15 protein-coding genes are annotated in these 14,525 nt (G+C 56.9%); 11 read left to right on the top strand and 4 right to left on the bottom strand.

The features are described 5' to 3' along the window. Positions 1-78: 78 nt before the first annotated feature. Complete coding sequence (gene hemE / locus AC2FH6_RS06985; protein ID WP_496701831.1) at positions 79-1,113, top strand: uroporphyrinogen decarboxylase; 1,035 nt, start codon at positions 79-81, stop codon at positions 1,111-1,113. Here the strand turns inward: hemE and AC2FH6_RS06990 are convergent. Further along, complete coding sequence (locus AC2FH6_RS06990; protein ID WP_496701832.1) at positions 1,110-2,204, bottom strand: CaiB/BaiF CoA transferase family protein; 1,095 nt, start codon at positions 2,202-2,204, stop codon at positions 1,110-1,112. The two genes, hemE and AC2FH6_RS06990, sit on opposite strands and share 4 nt — an antisense overlap. Before the next feature lie 154 nt (positions 2,205-2,358). Here AC2FH6_RS06990 and AC2FH6_RS06995 point away from each other — a divergent pair, with 154 nt between their 5' ends. From AC2FH6_RS06995 to uvrC, 6 genes are all read left to right on the top strand, one after another. Continuing rightward, positions 2,359-3,288, top strand: a complete 930-nt coding sequence (locus AC2FH6_RS06995; RefSeq protein ID WP_142635285.1) for an ABC transporter ATP-binding protein — start codon at positions 2,359-2,361, stop codon at positions 3,286-3,288. Next, positions 3,285-4,046: an ABC transporter permease gene (locus AC2FH6_RS07000; protein ID WP_142635283.1), complete on the top strand. Its 762-nt coding sequence runs from the start codon at positions 3,285-3,287 to the stop codon at positions 4,044-4,046. Before AC2FH6_RS06995 ends, AC2FH6_RS07000 begins: the two co-directional genes overlap by 4 nt. A 113-nt stretch (positions 4,047-4,159) precedes the next feature. Beyond that, a complete protein-coding gene (locus tag AC2FH6_RS07005; RefSeq protein WP_142635281.1) occupies positions 4,160-4,957 on the top strand; it encodes a S49 family peptidase in 798 nt (265 codons plus the stop codon). A gap of 168 nt (positions 4,958-5,125) precedes the next feature. Beyond that, positions 5,126-6,088, top strand: a complete 963-nt coding sequence (locus AC2FH6_RS07010) for a calcium/sodium antiporter (RefSeq protein WP_142635277.1) — start codon at positions 5,126-5,128, stop codon at positions 6,086-6,088. Positions 6,089-6,104: 16 nt separating this feature from the next. After that, entirely contained in the window at positions 6,105-6,884 is a 780-nt protein-coding gene (locus tag AC2FH6_RS07015) for an SDR family oxidoreductase (RefSeq protein ID WP_496701833.1), read from the top strand. Positions 6,885-7,174: 290 nt separating this feature from the next. Next, complete coding sequence (uvrC, locus tag AC2FH6_RS07020; protein ID WP_496701867.1) at positions 7,175-9,070, top strand: excinuclease ABC subunit UvrC; 1,896 nt, start codon at positions 7,175-7,177, stop codon at positions 9,068-9,070. Here uvrC and AC2FH6_RS07025 read toward each other — a convergent pair. Then, positions 9,067-9,951 (bottom strand): DMT family transporter, encoded by an 885-nt coding sequence (locus AC2FH6_RS07025; RefSeq protein ID WP_496701834.1) that lies wholly within the window; start codon positions 9,949-9,951, stop codon positions 9,067-9,069. The genes uvrC and AC2FH6_RS07025 overlap by 4 nt on opposite strands. A 175-nt stretch (positions 9,952-10,126) precedes the next feature. Between AC2FH6_RS07025 and pgsA the strand changes: the two genes are divergently transcribed. From pgsA to AC2FH6_RS07040, 3 genes are read left to right on the top strand one after another with little or no spacing between them, the layout of a single operon-like run. Next, positions 10,127-10,795, top strand: a complete 669-nt coding sequence (gene pgsA / locus AC2FH6_RS07030) for a CDP-diacylglycerol--glycerol-3-phosphate 3-phosphatidyltransferase (RefSeq protein WP_142635269.1) — start codon at positions 10,127-10,129, stop codon at positions 10,793-10,795. Between the two features lie 3 nt (positions 10,796-10,798). After that, the gene (moaD, locus tag AC2FH6_RS07035) at positions 10,799-11,044 is read left to right on the top strand and encodes a molybdopterin converting factor subunit 1 (RefSeq protein WP_142635267.1); all 246 of its coding nucleotides are present in this window, start codon (positions 10,799-10,801) and stop codon (positions 11,042-11,044) included. Positions 11,045-11,048: 4 nt separating this feature from the next. Continuing rightward, complete coding sequence (locus AC2FH6_RS07040) at positions 11,049-11,492, top strand: molybdenum cofactor biosynthesis protein MoaE (RefSeq protein WP_142635265.1); 444 nt, start codon at positions 11,049-11,051, stop codon at positions 11,490-11,492. 590 nt (positions 11,493-12,082) lie between these two features. On the opposite strand, the gene AC2FH6_RS07045 is transcribed toward AC2FH6_RS07040, so the two are convergent. Then, on the bottom strand, positions 12,083-12,775 hold the full coding sequence (locus AC2FH6_RS07045) for a Crp/Fnr family transcriptional regulator (RefSeq protein WP_271948599.1): 693 nt from the start codon (positions 12,773-12,775) through the stop codon (positions 12,083-12,085). Positions 12,776-12,954: 179 nt separating this feature from the next. Here AC2FH6_RS07045 and hemA point away from each other — a divergent pair, with 179 nt between their 5' ends. Further along, positions 12,955-14,178 (top strand): 5-aminolevulinate synthase, encoded by a 1,224-nt coding sequence (hemA, locus tag AC2FH6_RS07050; protein WP_496701016.1) that lies wholly within the window; start codon positions 12,955-12,957, stop codon positions 14,176-14,178. Positions 14,179-14,234: 56 nt separating this feature from the next. Here hemA and AC2FH6_RS07055 read toward each other — a convergent pair whose 3' ends face one another. Continuing rightward, the gene (locus AC2FH6_RS07055) at positions 14,235-14,522 is read right to left on the bottom strand and encodes a nitric oxide reductase F protein (RefSeq protein WP_496696551.1); all 288 of its coding nucleotides are present in this window, start codon (positions 14,520-14,522) and stop codon (positions 14,235-14,237) included. Positions 14,523-14,525: the final 3 nt, after the last annotated feature.

Consider the following 14,525-nt stretch of genomic DNA (forward strand, 5'->3'; position numbering starts at 1 on the left):
CTGACAATGGGGGCAGAGCTTGACAAATTGCCGCCGAAGGAAGACCCGTTGCCACAAACCAGACGATTGGGGGCAGAGATGGCCGAAACAAAGAAACTGCTGCGGGCATTGGCAGGACAGGTGCAGGATGTGCCTCCGATCTGGATGATGCGCCAGGCCGGGCGGTATCTGCCAGAATATCGTGCAACGCGCGCGCAGGCCGGGGATTTCCTGTCGCTGTGCTACAATCCCGAGCTTGCGGCCGAGGTCACATTGCAGCCGATCCGTCGCTATGGGTTCGATGCAGCTATCCTGTTTGCGGATATCCTGCTGGTACCACAGGCGCTGGGTGCGGATCTTTGGTTTGTCACCGGTGAAGGCCCGCGTTTGTCGACTATCACGCAGCAATCCGAGTTTGATGCGCTGAAATCGGTCGAGGATATCCACGAAACACTCTCGCCAGTCTATGAGACAGTGCGCATCCTGTCACAGGAGTTGCCGTCCGAGACAACCTTGATCGGTTTTGCTGGCGCCCCATGGACAGTGGCGACCTACATGATCGCCGGACGCGGCACCCCGGATCAAGGCCCCGCCCATGCGCTGCGCGAGGGGGATACTGCGCTGTTCGAAGCGTTGCTGGACCAGATCACGCTGGCCACGATCGAATATCTTTCAGCCCAGATCGAGGCCGGGGCCGAGGTAGTCAAGATATTCGACAGCTGGGCCGGATCGCTGAAGGGTGAGGCGTTCCGCAAATATGCGGTCGAGCCGTGCCGCGTAATCACCCAGGCCATCAAGGAACGTCACCCCGGCATCCCGGTGATCGGATTCCCGCGAGAGGCCGGAGATGGCTATATCGGGTTCGCCAAAACCACGGGGGTTGATTGCGTCGCGCTGGACAATTCGGTCTCGCCGGAATGGGGCGCCGAGCATGTCCAGGTGGATGGTTGCGTACAGGGCAATCTGGCGTCGTCGCATATGGTGACCGGCGGTCAAGCGCTGGTGGACGAGACCCGGCGGATTGTCGATGCATTCTCCAAAGGGCCGCATATCTTCAATCTGGGTCATGGCATCACGCCCGATGCCGATCCCGACAACGTTCAGCGTATGATCGACGCAGTGCGCAACCGCTAGGCTTTGGGTCGGGCGTCCAGCTCGGCCAGTATGTCTTGTGTATGATCTCCGCGGCGCGGGCTGGGTCTGGGCTTCCACTCCCGCTCGGAAAACCGCGGCGCGGCGGCGGCCTGTAGCATACCGTCGGGGGCAAGCCAGATCTGGCGTGCTGTGTTCATGGCATGGTTCTGCGCTTCGGACGGGTTGAGCACCGGTGCAACACAGGCGTCACTTGCTGCAAACAGCGCCGCCCAATGATCACGTGGTTTGCCAGCAAAGATTTCAGCCAGCCGCCGGGTCAGCGCGGGCCAGGTGGAAGCATCATATTGCTGCCGAAATTCGGGATCGCCAGACAGGTCCAATATCTGCAGGAACTCGGCATAGAATTTCGGCTCCAGGCACTGCACCGCCACAAATCCACCATCAGAGCAGGCATAGGTTCGGCTCCAATGGGGACCGTCCAGAAGGCTGTGTCCGCGCGTATCTGACAGGTTTCCGGTTTGGCGCAGGCTCATCAGCAGGTTCATCATATGGGCCGAGCCGTCATAAATAGCGGCGTCCACGACCGTGCCCTTTCCTGTGCGTGCCGCATTCAGCAATCCGGCCAGAATGCCCGCGACCAGATACATGGCACCGCCACCGATATCACCCACCAAAGTGGCCGGGGTTTGCGGCGGTTGGTCCGGTTGCGACGCGTACCAGAGCGCCCCGGACAGGGCGATATAGTTCAGATCGTGCCCGGCATTCTTGGACAAGGAGCTGTTCTGTCCCCAACCCGTCATACGGCCATAAATCAGCTTTGGGTTCAGATCGCGACAGATATCAGGGCCAAGGCCCAGCTTTTCCATCACACCGGGTCGAAACCCTTCGATCAGTGCATCAGCCGTGGCGATCAGGCGCCGGGCCACATCCAGATCGGCCGGGTCTTTGAGGTTCAGGCTGATCGACCGCTTGCCCCGATCCAGAATTGACTGTTCGGGCAGGCCCGGAGTCGCGGCCTGACCCTTGCGGTGGATGGTGATCACATCTGCACCAAGATCGGCCAACAGCATGGCGGCAAAGGGACCGGGGCCCAAGCCCTCGATTTCGATGATCCGAATTCCACTTAACATACCAGTCCTCCTGCCCGCGCAGGGTTTCGGGGCCAGCCAGGAAATGCAAGCCCGGACTGGAAAGGCCAATTGGAAAGCTGAGCAGAATGTGTGAATTGGGCCTGTTCTGTGGCTAACTCGCAGGGTAGTGTCGCCGCCAGAACGGGGGAGGCGCATGACAACAATTCTGTCCATCAGGGATTTGCGAAAGTCCTATGCCGGAGGTTTTGAGGCGCTAAAGGGCGTGTCTCTGGACATCGAGCAGGGAGAAATCCTGGCTCTTCTGGGTCCCAACGGTGCAGGCAAGACCACGCTGATTTCGACGGTGTGTGGAATAACGACGCCAACCTCAGGAAGCGTGACCGTCGGCGGCCACGATATCCAGACTGATTTTCGCGCAGCACGCCGGATGATCGGTTTGGTTCCGCAGGAAATCGCGCTCGAACCCTTTGAAAAGGTCTGGAACACTGTGCGATTGTCGCGCGGGCTGTTCGGGCTTGGGCAGAACAACGCACGTATCGAAGAAATTCTGCGCAAATTGTCTTTGTGGGAAAAACGCAAAAACGCGATCAAAGAACTATCGGGCGGTATGAAACGTCGGGTTCTGATCGCAAAAGCGCTGGCACACGAGCCGCGTGTTCTGTTTCTGGACGAGCCGACCGCAGGTGTTGATGTCGAACTGCGCAAAGACATGTGGGAAATCGTGGCCGAGTTGAAGCAGGCCGGTGTCACCATCATTCTAACCACCCACTATATCGAAGAGGCCGAGGCCATTGCCGACCGTGTCGGCGTCATCGACAAGGGTGAACTGCTACTGGTTCAGGACAAAGACACTTTGATGGCGCAGATGGGAAAGAAGCAGATCGAAGTCATGCTGACCCAGCCCATTCAAACCGTCCCCGACAGTCTGGCCGCACACAATCTCAAACTGAATGGCAAGGGTGACGCGCTGGTTTATACCTACGACACAAACGCCGACCGCACTGGCATCACCACCCTGTTGAACGATGTGGCCGAGGCCGGGCTGATTTTACGCGATGTACAAACGCGTCAGTCCAGCCTTGAAGAGATCTTTGTCAATATGGTGTCGGGAGAAGCCACATGAACTGGTCCGCCATTACTGCCATCTACCGGTTCGAAATGGCCCGGTTCTTCCGCACCCTTGCGCAAAGCTTCATATCTCCGGTCCTGTCGACATCGCTGTATTTCGTTGTCTTTGGCACGGCGATTGGCAGCCGCATACAAGAGGTCGAAGGCGTATCCTATGGGGCGTTCATCGTTCCGGGGCTGGTCATGTTATCTGTTGTGACGCTGTCGATCTCGAACGCCTCTTTCGGGATCTATTTCCCAAAGTTTCTGGGAACGATATATGAGCTTCTTTCGGCGCCGGTGAATTTCATCGAGATCGTCATCGGCTATGTCGGAGCGGCAGCGACAAAATCGCTGTTTGTGGGTGTCGTGATCCTTGTGACCTCTGCATTCTTTGTGGATTTGCGTATTGAACACCCGCTTGCCATGGCGACATTTCTAGTCCTAACCTGCCTCAGCTTTTCCTTGCTGGGCTTCATCATCGGCATCTGGGCCAGCAATTTCGAGCAGATGTCTTTGGTTCCGCAACTCGTGGTGACACCGCTGATCTTTCTGGGCGGTACCTTTTATTCGATTTCGATGCTGCCCCCGCTGTGGCAGACCATCACCCTGTTCAACCCGGTCGTCTATCTGATCTCAGGCTTTCGCTGGTCGTTTTACGGCCTGGCCGATGTGCCGATCATGTTCAGCCTTTTGGCCATACTGGCGTTTACCGGCGTGTGTCTGGGCATCATCGGATGGATCTTCAAAACTGGCTGGCGCATCCGGAGTTAGGCCATGGACGGCGTTGCATTTTTGCCCATCACCTTCAGTAAATACGTTCACGCGACCGATAACGGTCAGCCGCTCCCTTGTTTACCGCGTGGGCGCACTCTACATCGGCACCCATGAAGGTCAGCCTGCCGTTTCTCAAAAAACAGCCAACCGTTTCGGTCGTGCGCTTGTCGGGTGCAATCGGCATGTCCGGGCGCGGGTCGATGTCTGACACAACTCTGGCACCGGTTCTCGAAAAAGCATTTCGCAAAGGCAAACCTGCCGCCGTCGCGCTTGAGGTCAACTCGCCCGGCGGATCCCCGGTCCAAAGTTCATTGATCGGTGCGCGCATTCAGCGTCTTTCGAAAGAACTGGATGTTCCCGTCTTCGCATTTGTCGAGGATGTGGCAGCTTCGGGTGGCTATTGGTTGGCAGCGGCAGCTGATGAGATTTACGCCGATGACAGTTCGGTACTGGGTTCGATTGGCGTGATCTCTTCGGGGTTCGGCGCACATCTTTTCCTTGAGAGGCAAGGTTTCGAACGGCGAGTGCACACGGCGGGTCATTCGAAATCCATGTTGGATCCCTTTGCCCCGGAAAAACCCGAAGATGTCGCAAGGCTTGAAGGCCTGCTACGCGATATCCACGAAAACTTCACTGCTCATGTCAAAGCACGACGCGGGGCAAAGCTTGAAACGGGTGCTGATCTGTTCACTGGCGAAGTCTGGCTGGCACGCCGCGCGCATGAACTTGGCCTGATCGACGGCATCGCGCATCTCAAACCCAAAATGCAGGACCGGTTTGGCGATAAAGTAAAATTCCGCCGTTACGGGCTGCGCAAGCCATTCTGGTCACGGTTCGGCGCCTCCTTGGCACAGGACGCGGTTGCCGGACTTGAGGAGCGTGCCGCATACGCACGTTTCGGTTTGTAACGTGATTATCAAGATCGTGACCCTCTTTTTGATTGCCATGGGCGTCCTGGCAATGTTCGGCAAACTGCGGTTCCCGGGGCAGAAAAAACTGCAATCCGCAAGATGCCCGCGCTGTCATCGGTTCAGGATCGGTAAAGGTCCCTGTGCCTGCGAAAAAGGAGGCCGCGCATGACGGCATGGCTGTTATCCGGTCTCGGTTTGTTGATCCTGTTGCTGGCGGGTGATGCGCTGGTACGCGGTGCCGTGAACCTCAGCCTGCGGATTGGAGTACCGGCGTTGATCGTTAGTTTGACGATCGTGGCATTCGGCACCTCGGCGCCAGAACTTCTGATTGCAATCAGCGCAATTAAGGAAAACGCACCGGGCATCGCCCTGGGTAACGTTGTGGGGTCGAACACGGCCAATATCCTGCTGGTGCTGGGCCTGCCAGCGCTGCTTGCCACGCTGCACACCAGCGAATGTGACAGCCGCAAGAACTATGTGTTCATGTTGCTGGCAACCGTTCTGTTCATCGGCCTTGCCTTCTGCGGCGTGTTCAACCTGTTCAGCGGCGCGATTTTGCTGGCTGCTCTCAGCTTTGTTCTATGGACCGCCTTCCGAGAAGCCCATGCCCATCGCAAGGCCTGTGGCAAAGCCTGCGCCGAGGATGACGATTTTGATGGCTTGGAAGAAGCCGATCCAGACATGCCCTATTGGAAGATTTCAGTCTACCTGGTGCTCGGACTGATAGGCCTGCCGATGGGCGCACATCTTCTGGTCGACAACGCTACAATCATTGCCCGCACTTACGGCGTCAGCGAGACTGTAATCGGACTGACACTTATAGCGGTGGGAACTTCCCTGCCGGAACTGGCGACCACAGTTATGGCAGCACTGCGCCGACAAGCCGATGTCGCATTGGGCAATGTTATCGGGTCCAACATGTTCAATCTGTTGGCCATCGTCGGCATTGCAACCCTGTTTGGGCGCATTCCTGTTGATCCAGAATTCCTGCGATTTGATCTTTGGGTCATGCTGGGCGCATCACTCCTTTTGGTCCCCTTTGTATTTTTCAAACGGGATATCACCCGCGGATGGGGAATTCTGTTGACAAGCCTTTACGCGGTTTACGTTATTTCCTTGTTGGTGTGACACAAAGAGAGGCCGCATGACCCGAGCCCTAGTTACCGGTGCCGGAATTCGCCTTGGTAGGGCAATGGCCCTTTATCTGGCCGGGCGTGGGTACGACGTGGCGGTCCATTACGCCTCCTCTGAACAAGAGGCATCTAAGGTTGTCGCTGAAATCAGGGCCCTAGGCCGCAATGCTGTAGCTCTGCAGGCCGACCTGTTAGAAGAAGCAAGCGTGGCTGCCCTGCTGCCACGCGCATCCGAGGCGCTGGGCGGACCCATTACCTGCCTGGTCAACAACGCTTCGATATTTGAATACGACAACATCCACACGGCCACCCGGCAAAGCTGGGACCGCCACATGAACAGCAACCTGCGGGCGCCATTCGTTTTGACTCAGGCGATGGCTGAACAGGGTCTGGAACCTGAAACCGATGATATGGGCGAGCCGCTGGCAACGGGCCTGATTGTTAATATGGTCGACATGCGGGTCCGCAAACTAACGCCCGAATTCATGTCCTACACCGTCGCCAAAATGGGGCTATGGGCGTTGACCCGTACTGCAGCTCAGGCGCTAACCCCGGCGATCCGCGTCAATGCCATCGGACCGGGACCGACGATGCAGGGTCACAGGCAATCCGAAGATCACTTCAAAGCACAGCGCGCCAACACCATTCTGGAACGTGGGTCAAACCCCTCTGACATCACCGCTGCACTTGGGTATTTCCTGGATGCTCATGCGGTCACCGGCCAGATTCTCTGCGTGGATGGCGGACAGCATTTGGGGTGGCAGACACCGGATGTTCTGGGCGTGGAATAACGTTTGGTGCTGGAAGTTTTGCACCGCTCTCATTTCTGTTATCAATCCGTTACAAAAATGTCTTTTTTTTCATACACTTGCCATGTGTAGAAATTTTTACTGTTTAAATTCAATAGATTACATATGTGCCTATTTTTTAAGCAAATCAAGGAATCCTTAATGAAACAAGGGAAAATTCAAGCCCCACAAAAGTTATCTGCACAGTTATCCACAGAATACGTGGATTTGTTTTCCCTTGATCTGAAGCGCTCAAGATTGCAGCCATGGTCAAAGAATCACATATTTTGGCCATGACCTCTCAAGACGACACCAACAGCTCTCAGAATGACGCCCATTCGACGGCCCAGTCGACAGGATACGCCTGCATCCAGCGATATGCGAAAACGCTCGACAGTTCACCTGGCGTGTACAGGATGCTGGATGCGGACAGCCGGGTTCTTTACGTCGGCAAGGCGCGCAATCTGAAGGCACGGGTGTCGAACTATACAAGACCGGGACACTCTGGCCGGATCGAGCGGATGATTGCGGCCACGGCCTCGATGATGTTCCTGACGACCCGGACCGAGACCGAGGCGCTGCTGCTTGAACAGAACCTGATCAAGCAGCTCAAACCGAAATACAACGTCCTGCTGCGCGACGACAAAAGCTTTCCCAATATTCTGGTGGCAAAGGACCATGTCTTTCCACAGATCAAAAAGCATCGGGGAGCAAAAAAGGAAAAAGGCGCGTATTTCGGCCCCTTCGCCAGCGCGGGTGCCGTGAACCGAACCCTGAACCAGCTGCAAAAGGCCTTCCTGCTGCGCAACTGTTCTGACTCGATGTTCGAAAGCCGCACCCGTCCCTGCCTGCTCTATCAGATCAAGCGGTGTTCTGGGCCTTGTGTCGGGTTGATCTCGGATCAGGATTACCGTGAAAGCGTCAAGGATGCGGAACGATTCCTGTCAGGCCGGTCGACCAAAGTGCAAGAGGAGCTGGCCGAACAGATGATGGCCGCGTCTGAGGCGATGGAGTTTGAACGCGCCGCTGGCCTGCGCGATCGCATCCGGGCGCTGACGCAGGTGCAGACCTCGCAAGGCATTAACCCGCGCGGTGTGGCCGAGGCGGACGTGATCGGCCTGTATATGGACAGTGGGCAGGCTTGCGTTCAGGTGTTCTTCATCCGCGCCAACCAGAACTGGGGCAACAAGGACTTCTATCCCCGCGTCGGGGCAGATGTGTCAGCCGCCGAGGTGATGGAGGCGTTTCTGGGTCAGTTCTACGACAACAAGGAACCACCCCGTCAGTTGATCCTGTCAGATTCCATTGAAAACGCCGATCTGATGCAAGAGGCGCTGACCGAAAAAGCCGGTCGCAAGGTAGAAATCCTTGTGCCCCAGCGTGGTGAGAAACAAGAACTTGTCGCAGGGGCCATACGCAACGCGCGTGAATCCCTGGCCCGGCGGATGTCGGAAAGTGCCACGCAGGCCAAACTGTTGCGCGGGATCGCCGAGGCATTTAATCTGGATGCCCCGCCAAACCGGATCGAAGTCTACGACAACTCCCATATTCAAGGCACCAATGCCGTGGGCGGCATGATCGTGGCCGGCCCCGAAGGTTTCATGAAAAATGCCTATCGCAAGTTCAACATTCGTGGAGATGACCTGACCCCCGGTGACGACTTTGGCATGATGAAAGAGGTGCTGACCCGCCGCTTTACCCGCCTGCAAAAAGAAGATCCCGACCGTGACAAGGGAATGTGGCCCGATCTGCTGCTGATTGACGGTGGCGCCGGGCAAGTGAGCGCCGTCCATGAGATTATGGCGCAGCACGGGGTCGAGGAGATTCCCATGATAGGTGTCGCCAAAGGCGTTGACCGCGACCATGGTAAGGAAGAATTTCACCGCACCGGCCAAAGGCCCTTTGCGCTGAAACGCAACGACCCGGTGCTCTATTTCATTCAGCGCCTAAGAGACGAGGCCCACCGGTTTGCCATCGGCACCCATCGAGCCAAGCGTGCCAAGGCCGTGGGGGCCACACCGCTGGATGAAATCCCCGGCGTGGGGGCCGCGCGCAAACGTGCCCTGTTGGCTCATTTCGGCAGCGCCAAAGCAGTTGGCCGGGCCAACCTGGCCGATCTGAAAGCGGTCGAAGGGATTTCGGCCGGCTTGGCGCAAAAGGTCTATGATTTCTTCCACGACAAGGGCTAGGCCCGCCGCCCGCGCCACAGGATGTACAGCCCCGAGGCCACAATCAGCGCGCTGCCGATCCACATGGTCTGGTTTAGTTGCTCGCCGAACAGGAACACGCCCAGACCGATACCGAACAGCAGACGCGTATAGCGGAACGGCGTCACGGCCGAGACCTCTCCGATCCGCATCGCCTTCATAAGCGAGGCATAGGCCATCACACCCATAAGCACCGCACCGGTCAGAAACAGACCGTTGTACAGATCGAGCGGGACGATTGGCACGCCCTCCCACAGGCGATAGGCCAAACCGGCAACGATGATGCTGAGGAAGCCGTAAAAGCCCAAAACCTCAGTCCCCAGTGTCGCCGGGGCTGCGCGGCTGGCCAGATCGCGACCGGCAAAGCCCAACATGCCCAGCACCGCCAGAATGGACAGCGCCGAAAAGCTGTCTCCGGTCGGTTGCAGGATGACTACAACGCCAATCAGACCGATCAGAATCGCGCTCCACCGTCGCCAGCCAACTGTTTCGCCAAAGATCAGCGCAGCGCCAGCGACCACGACCAACGGAGTCGCCTGCAAAATCACAGTAGCTGAGGACAAAGGCGTCAGCACAATGGCTAAGACATAGAATAACCGTCCGAATACCTCGAAGAGCACGCGCACTTTCATCGGGCGCGACAGGACATCCGGCTGAAACAGTTGCGTGCCGCGCGCCAGTGCAACCGCCGCAAAGACCAGCGCCCCACCCACCCCGAACAGAACCATCACCTGCCAGATCGGTACGGCACCCGAAGCCGCTTTCAACAGCGCGTCTTCCAGCGCAAACCCCGCCATTGCAGCGATCATCCACAGGCTGCCGGTCAGATTTGACCGGGCATCGGTTTGTATATGAGCTGTCATGATGTGCCTTCTGTCCCGGATACGTGCGGTGAACCTGACCGCAAAAAGAACAAACTCCAAGGGGCATGGGCGCACCACGCCTTGCCTGCGGCGCTTTGACCAAGTTCAGGGGACAAGTACGGTTTTTTGACTGTCTATCTTTTCTGTTGGATTTTAGCGATGTAGGGTCCGCTGCATGAAGTGGAACCTGCCCAATATTCTGACCGTCCTGCGTCTGCTGGCAGCCCCGGGGCTGGCCGTGATGTTTTTGTATTTCACCCGGCCCTATGCCGACTGGTTCGCGTTGATCCTGTTTCTGACAGCCGCCTTAACCGACTGGTTCGATGGCTATCTGGCACGAGCGTGGAAGCAGGAAACAAAAATTGGCGCCATGCTGGACCCGATTGCCGATAAGGCGATGGTGGTGATCGCGCTGATGATCTTGGTCGGGTATTCGGCCGAACACTGGACGCCGTGGCTGGTCCTGCCTGCCACTGTGATCCTGTTCCGAGAGGTCTTTGTGTCAGGCCTGCGCGAATATTTGGGTGATACGGCTGGAACGCTGAAAGTTACCAAACTTGCCAAATGGAAAACCACGGCTCAGATGGTGGCGATAGCCGTCTTGTTTTCACAGGGCATCTTCGAGCATTACTTTGTGATGGCCAGCTTCGGCATGGACCCAACGCTGATCGACCAGATTCTGACCGGGCAGGAAGACGACCTGAACGGCCTGCGCTGGCATCTTGAAGGGATGTTCTGGTCCAGTCGGATCGGCCTGTGGCTGCTGTGGATCGCAGCAGCGCTGACATTGATCACCGGCTATGACTACCTACGTAAAGCCATGCCACACCTGAAGGAGAACTAAGGGATGGATGTGCTGTATTTCGCATGGGTCCGCGAACGGATTGGCCTGCCGAAAGAACGGGTTGAAACCGAGGCCGCCACCGTATCCGATCTGGTCGCAGAACTTAGCGCGCGCGAGGATCGCTATGCAGCGGCCTTTGCGGATCTGTCGGCCTTACGTGTTGCGCTGGATCAGGAATTGTCGGATTTTGACGCCCCGTTGGCGGGCGTTCGTGAGGTTGCCTTTTTCCCACCAATGACAGGTGGCTGAAGTCATGCGCATCGTGGTGCAGGAAGACCCGTTTGACCTAGGTACCGAGGCAAATGACTTTGCGGCGGGCGATGCTGCAAATGGCGCAATCGTGACCTTTACCGGTGTTGTGCGTGATCTGGCCACGGGCGATTTGGACGTGATGGAGATTGAGCATTATCCGGGCATGACGGAACGGGCCTTGACCCAGATTGCGCAAGAAGCAATAGACCGCTGGTCGCTGGGCAATGTGCTGGTGATCCATCGGCATGGCAGGCTCGCTCCGGGGGATCGGATCATGATGGTGGCCACTGCCGCACCGCATCGCAAGGATGCGTTCGAGGCGGCCGAATATCTGATGGACTACCTAAAATCCCGCGCCCCCTTCTGGAAGAAAGAAATCACCACCGCTGGTGCGGAGTGGGTTTCGGCCAAGGACGAAGACGAAGATGCACTGACCCGGTGGTAAACACGGGTCCCTGCATATAAGCCTTTGCACCATGCTGTTCGTATTCGGTGCTCACATGCTTATCACCGTGTGCTGCAAATTTGGATCCGCCAAAACTATGCTGGATAAAGGTGTTGGTTTCAGGCAGCCGCTCAGTTTCGATCAACTCTAGAACCGAAAGCAAAACATCCCGCATGTGGGCAAAGATGTTGAGACAATCTTCCTCCGCCGAAGCCGCAAAAGAAATGACTATCGACAGGAAAGCGGTAATTAGCGCTGTCAGAATGCCGGTTCCGAATAGATAGTCGTTGAACGGATTTTTGACATCGTAGAAGCCCCTGAAGGTTAGAGTTTCCCATTCGATTTCGACCCTAAGTACAGACGGAAGATGCCGACTGGAACTTGGCGGCATATCACTCAGCTGCGTGGATCCAGGAAGCACCAAAACCAGCTTGTTTTGGAGTTCTGGACTACCTGACGTTGCACAAGGCCCTTATCCGGAAACAGGGAATCGCGTTCACGGGATCGATGCGCATGTCCTAGCCTGAACAAAGAAGCACGTTCTCGGGGCTCTTTGGCGCACCCGGCAAAGCACCGGTCAATAAATTCGGTCACTTTTCGGAGGGGTCACTTTCTGCATAGTCTCGCAGTACTTGAATGTCCGAGAGCAGGGCATGTGTCCGGTCAATTTTAACGCCAAACGGCTTTAGCCGGGAAAAGGCGCGGCTCAGGCTTTCGGGCTTCATGCCCAGGCGCCCGGCAATCAACATCTTGTCATAGGGCAGCTCGACAATGCAGTCCCCCATCTCGGCTTCGCAGAGAGTCAGAAGAAATTCTGCCACCCGCTGTGCGCCGGTCTGGGCCTTAAGCTGCTCAAGCTGGGCGACCAGAGAATGCAGATGGGTAAAGGTAGCTGCCAGAATTGACACCCCAATTTCCGGGTCCTCTCGCATAAGGGACAAAAGGACCGGACTTGGAATGTGCATGATCTCACAGGCCGAAACTGCCTCGGCCGAAACCGGATAGGGAACGTTACGCAAGGCGACCGCTTCGCCAAAGCTTTCGCCGCGGGTGAAAACGCTGACAACTGCTTCGGCACCGGTAGGGGACATGCGAAACAGCTTTACCCAGCCCGACAGAACCACATGAATGGCCTGGGCTTTTTCTTCCTGTAGAAAAATCGTCTCTCCGCGATCATATTTCCGCCAGATCGCGTGACTTAACAGCGTGTCGATATGATGCTCGGGAAAGCTCTTGAGCAATAGTGACTGCTTGGCGATCGCTTTTAGTGCCTCATGCGCCACGAAGCTTTCCCCTCTTTTCTAGTTGCGTACCCGATCAGTACGTCCGTCCTCTTAAGGCTATGCCAAACCTTCGGCTTCCAAGCCAGCCTTTCCTTTCTGCGGCTTGACATTTGTCATGTTGCGTAGCGGGCCCGGCACATAGTCTTGCTGGAAAGCCAGTATTCCCAGGAGTGTTCGAGATGGACTACGAGCGTTTTTTTGGCGAAAGCCTTGAGCATCTGCGCGACGAAGGCAACTACCGCATCTTCATTGATCTACAGCGCCGCTGTGGCGCGTTCCCGAATGCACGCCAGACAGATGGCGCTTTACAGCGCGACGTACGAATTTGGTGTTCCAACGACTATCTGGGAATGGGCCAGCATCCTGATGTAGTCGGGGCAATGCACAATGCACTCGACCGTTGCGGCGCGGGCGCAGGGGGCACACGCAATATCTCGGGCACGACACATGACCACGTTTTGCTGGAACAGGAACTGGCCGACCTCCACGGGAAAGAAGCCGCCCTTCTGTTCACCTCTGGCTATGTGTCGAACTGGGCGGCACTTGGGACGCTGGCTGCGAAGATCCCAGGTCTGATCGTATTCTCGGACGCTTTGAACCATGCCTCCATGATTGAAGGCATCCGCCATTCGCGGGCACAAAAAGTGATCTGGAAGCACAATGATCTGGCGGACCTCGAGGCAAAGCTGGCCGCAGCCGATCCAGATGCGCCCAAGATGATCGCCTTCGAATCTGTCTATTCGATGGATGGGGATATCGCTCCGATCAAAGAGATTTGCGACCTGGCGGATAGATATGGTGCGATGACCTATCTGGACGAGGTCCACGCCGTTGGCCTTTATGGCTCGCGCGGTGGTGGCATCGCCGAACGCGAAGGGTTGATGGATCGCCTGACTGTCATCGAAGGGACGCTGGGCAAGGCCTTCGGCGTGGTTGGCGGTTACATCGCGGCATCCGCTGCCTTGTGTGACTTTGTCCGCAGCTTTGCCAGCGGGTTCATATTTACCACCGCCCTCCCGCCCGCAATAGCAGCAGGCGCTGCCGCCTCGATCCGACACCTCAAGCAATCCAATACCGAGCGCGATCTGCAGAAAACCCGCGTTGCGCAGGTGCGCGCCAAACTGGACGCCGAAGGCATCCCGCATTTGCCCAATCCCAGCCACATCATCCCGGTGATGGTAGGTGACCCGGTGAAATGCAAATTCATCTCGGATACGCTGCTGGAAGAATTCGGGATCTATATTCAGCCGATCAACTATCCGACCGTTCCCAAAGGCACCGAACGCCTGAGAATTACCCCCTCTCCGGTTCATACAAACGAAGATATCGACCATCTGGTCGGTGCCTTATCGGCCCTGTGGCAACGGTGTCAGATCGCGAGAATGCCGATGGCCGCACAATAACCGAGGCGTCCCCGCACTTGGAGAACTGCCGCCCCACGGGGGTGGCTTTTTTCATGTCAAAACAGTGAGAGGCCGAAGATCACCATCGCAAATCCGGTCAGCACCATGGTGAAACCGCTCAGCCAGGCCAGGCTGTGCGTCAGGTCCAGATATCGTGCAAGGATAATGCGGGCTTTAGACAGGGCCAGGATCAAAATGCCTGCGCTCAACACCGGTGCGGACAGAGGGAGTATCGTCAGCAGGGCCGAAGCGGTGCTCAGAACCAACAGGCTGAGCCATGCGCGGGTGAGCGGGTTTGAGAGCATCCAGCGGGAGCTTTTTGGATCCGATGAGGTTTGGGTCATGTC

It is taken from the genome of Ruegeria sp. CDSC045 (genome assembly GCF_059610725.1).

Bases quoted from the DNA above. Each gene is read 5' to 3' on its own strand.
- hemE (WP_496701831.1), top strand. From the start codon at position 79: ATGGCCGAAACAAAGAAACTGCTGCGGGCATTGGCAGGACAGGTGCAG.
- AC2FH6_RS06990 (WP_496701832.1), bottom strand. From the start codon at position 2,204: ATGTTAAGTGGAATTCGGATCATCGAAATCGAGGGCTTGGGCCCCGGT.
- AC2FH6_RS06995 (WP_142635285.1), top strand. From the start codon at position 2,359: ATGACAACAATTCTGTCCATCAGGGATTTGCGAAAGTCCTATGCCGGA.
- AC2FH6_RS07000 (WP_142635283.1), top strand. From the start codon at position 3,285: ATGAACTGGTCCGCCATTACTGCCATCTACCGGTTCGAAATGGCCCGG.
- AC2FH6_RS07005 (WP_142635281.1), top strand. From the start codon at position 4,160: ATGAAGGTCAGCCTGCCGTTTCTCAAAAAACAGCCAACCGTTTCGGTC.
- AC2FH6_RS07010 (WP_142635277.1), top strand. From the start codon at position 5,126: ATGACGGCATGGCTGTTATCCGGTCTCGGTTTGTTGATCCTGTTGCTG.
- AC2FH6_RS07015 (WP_496701833.1), top strand. From the start codon at position 6,105: ATGACCCGAGCCCTAGTTACCGGTGCCGGAATTCGCCTTGGTAGGGCA.
- uvrC (WP_496701867.1), top strand. From the start codon at position 7,175: ATGACCTCTCAAGACGACACCAACAGCTCTCAGAATGACGCCCATTCG.
- AC2FH6_RS07025 (WP_496701834.1), bottom strand. From the start codon at position 9,951: ATGACAGCTCATATACAAACCGATGCCCGGTCAAATCTGACCGGCAGC.
- pgsA (WP_142635269.1), top strand. From the start codon at position 10,127: ATGAAGTGGAACCTGCCCAATATTCTGACCGTCCTGCGTCTGCTGGCA.
- moaD (WP_142635267.1), top strand. From the start codon at position 10,799: ATGGATGTGCTGTATTTCGCATGGGTCCGCGAACGGATTGGCCTGCCG.
- AC2FH6_RS07040 (WP_142635265.1), top strand. From the start codon at position 11,049: ATGCGCATCGTGGTGCAGGAAGACCCGTTTGACCTAGGTACCGAGGCA.
- hemA (WP_496701016.1), top strand. From the start codon at position 12,955: ATGGACTACGAGCGTTTTTTTGGCGAAAGCCTTGAGCATCTGCGCGAC.
- AC2FH6_RS07055 (WP_496696551.1), bottom strand. From the start codon at position 14,522: ATGACCCAAACCTCATCGGATCCAAAAAGCTCCCGCTGGATGCTCTCA.